General features: G+C 43.4%; 3 protein-coding genes. 1 reads left to right on the top strand and 2 read right to left on the bottom strand.

What is annotated here, in order from left to right; all coding sequences use genetic code 11:
- Window positions 1-450: 450 nt before the first annotated feature.
- On the top strand, window positions 451-1,422 hold the full coding sequence (locus tag QUA02_RS33170) for a transposase (RefSeq protein ID WP_333033975.1): 972 nt from the start codon (window positions 451-453) through the stop codon (window positions 1,420-1,422).
- Between the two features lie 36 nt (window positions 1,423-1,458).
- Here QUA02_RS33170 and QUA02_RS33165 read toward each other — a convergent pair whose 3' ends face one another.
- Together QUA02_RS33165 and QUA02_RS33160 are read right to left on the bottom strand one after the other, a co-directional pair.
- Window positions 1,459-1,794, bottom strand: a complete 336-nt coding sequence (locus QUA02_RS33165) for a cupin domain-containing protein (RefSeq protein ID WP_333033974.1) — start codon at window positions 1,792-1,794, stop codon at window positions 1,459-1,461.
- A 14-nt stretch (window positions 1,795-1,808) separates the two neighbouring features.
- Window positions 1,809-2,588, bottom strand: a complete 780-nt coding sequence (locus QUA02_RS33160) for an SAM-dependent methyltransferase (protein WP_333033972.1) — start codon at window positions 2,586-2,588, stop codon at window positions 1,809-1,811.
- Between the last annotated feature and the right edge of the window lie 140 nt (window positions 2,589-2,728).

The following is a 2,728-nucleotide window of genomic DNA, read 5'->3' as shown; positions in this document are numbered from 1 at the left end:
ACTTAAGAGTTGGGATTCAATCAACTCTCAGCAAAACTTTCCATTATATCATAAAACTATTTTGCAAGAGGTCTATTACATTGTGCTGTCGAGGGTTTAGTTATTTTTCTCATTGTCCGATACCTAAAAAGTTAGACGACCCATATTTATCAATGCATTGTTTGGTTATTTTGTCAATGCGTGAATCTAAAGAAACAAGGAAAGTTTCGTACATATGGTTCTGTAACAGCCGAAAGTGATCCTTAAGAACATCAGAAATCGGTGAAGTTGGCCCGCCCCTTAGACTAAACAAGTCTGTTGTGTAGATAAGCGGACATTACTGATGACAGGCGCACCAAGCTGGACAGTATATACGGCTCTCGGCATTGTCGGGAAAGCCTGCATTCACAAGGTTAGTTAATTATTGCCTGTCACGTTCTTTCATAAATCGGAGTAAATCGGGGACCAAAAATGACACCAACAGTCTTAGGCATAGACATCAGTAAAAAAGACTTTTATGTCTCATTACTGACCGAAACTCGTGCGACTAAACCCAGAAAATTTACGAACAATATTCAAGGGTTTGACAGTTTGCATAACTGGCTCAAACAACAAAATGTAGTCGAACTCCATGCTTGTATGGAAGCTACTAGCATTTATGGAGAAGCCTTAGCCGAATTCCTCTATGGGGGAGGCTTTCAGGTAAGTATCGTGAATCCAGCCCGGATTAAAGGCTTTGCTAAAAGCGAACTTTTGAGAACTAAAACAGACTCCGTAGATGCAGCATTAATTGCCCGTTTTTGTGCGGCAATGAAACCATCATTATGGACACCTACTGCGCCCGAAGTCAAGGAATTACAAGCTCTGTTACGGCGGCTCGAATCAGTCACAGAAATGATGACTTGTGAACAAAACCGTTTGGAGACAGCTACGCCAACAGTTGCTGCCCTCACCCGGGAACATTTGGAATATCTCAAGCAGCAACAACAACTAATCAAAAAATTGATTAGTGACCATTTTGACCAACACCCACACTTAAAACAACAGCGCGAGCTGTTAACCTCAATTCCTGGCATTGGCGATTTAACAGCTTCTATATTATTAGCTGAAATTGGTGAGGTTTCTGATTACGATAATGCTCGTCAATTAGCAGCCTATGCCGGATTAACTCCGAGCGAACGCACTTCTGGGACTTCGGTTAAGGGCAAAACTCGTTTGTCTTGTACCGGAAACGTCCGACTGCGAAAGGCATTGTATATGCCAGCGGTAGTGGCAATGCGTCACAATCCTTTGTTAAAAGCGATGAGCGAACGATTATTGGGTCGTGGTAAGGTGAAAATGCAGGTGATTGGTGCTTTGATGCGGAAATTGGTACATTTGGCTTTTGGTATTTTAAAGTCCCAAAAGCCTTTCGACCCAAATTATTTACTCGCGACCCCTTGACAGGTCAAGACAGTATCTACAGCAATATTTCTGGGATTAATGAGCTTCAGAAAATGTCAAGATAAACGCCAAATTTGACTCAGCTTTCAAAGCGTGAGAAGCGCGGGCGGGCATGAAAAGAAACACCCCCGGTTCCAAGACAATATCTTTGCCTTCTAGAGTCAAAATTCCCTTTCCTTCGATTACATTAACTGTGGCATTTCGTGCAGAAGAGTGTTCTGAAACCTCGCTACCAGCAGCCAGACAAAGTAAATTGTACTGGCAATTATTGTCTTTGATTAAAATTTTGCTCGACACTCCGGCGGCGGGATATTCAATTGCTTCTCGGAGTTGAATAGCTGAAGATTGTAGCGGTAAAAGAGTAGCCGTCATAAATGTTGACTCCGTTAAGATTGTTTTTTGGCACAGATGATGATGTAACCTAAATCCTGTTGGTAATGCTGGAAAACTCGACGCATTGCTAAGATGCGATCGCGAATTTGCGATTTACTTAGAACATTCCACAAAATCCGCACAGTACCCACAAAACCTTCGTCTTCAACCATTCGCGGCAAGTTGAGGAGTCCCATCGCCCCGGTTTCACACTTTTCTACTTGCAAACCCGCGTTTTGGCAAACAGCAATCCAGCCAGACTCAGACAAAGGCGTTGAATTAGCCCGAGTCACTTTTGATAAAGCTTTGTGAATTTCCGATTCTCGGTTTTTAGCTAAAAGTTCGTGAGAAAGAAACTTGCTGCCCGGTTTTAGCCGATCGTTAATTCCCGATACAATTTTAGCTTTCCCCGACGGCGACTGCATCGTCAGGATAGCTTCAGCCAACACCCAATCAAACTGTTGGGAAATCCGATCCAAGTGAAAAATATCTCCTTCCACAATTTCCACTCGATCGCTCAAACCCGCTGCTGCAACGTTAGCACGAGCGCGCGCCACACTGTCGGGATTTTTCTCAACTCCCACTACTTTTACGCCAAAACGTTCAGCAAGGGCGATCGAACTATATCCAAAACTAGCAGCCAACTCCAAAACAGTTTCGCCCGCTTGAAAATTCGCCCATTCAAACAACATTTCCGTAGCAGCTTTTCCCCCCGGCCTCAGCATTTTCTTGCCAGCCGCCGCCAGCACTTCATGGCCCGGTGCAGTCTTAAAATCGAGAGCAATATCGGTCATAAAATTGACCTCCTATTTAACCTTACTCTCAGTTTGCCAAATTCCCCCAAATCTTTCTATGAGCTAGGGCATCGGTACAGTATTAGATATTGACAAAACATGGTAGATATGGTATGTAAATTGAGGAACCTGTTGAATTA

The organism is Microcoleus pseudofavosus SVA1_A4 (assembly GCF_036700565.1).
Taxonomy (GTDB): domain Bacteria; phylum Cyanobacteriota; class Cyanobacteriia; order Cyanobacteriales; family Microcoleaceae; genus Microcoleus.
Note: the sequence above shows the minus strand (reverse complement) of the source record. Positions and strands in the feature narration are given on the sequence as shown.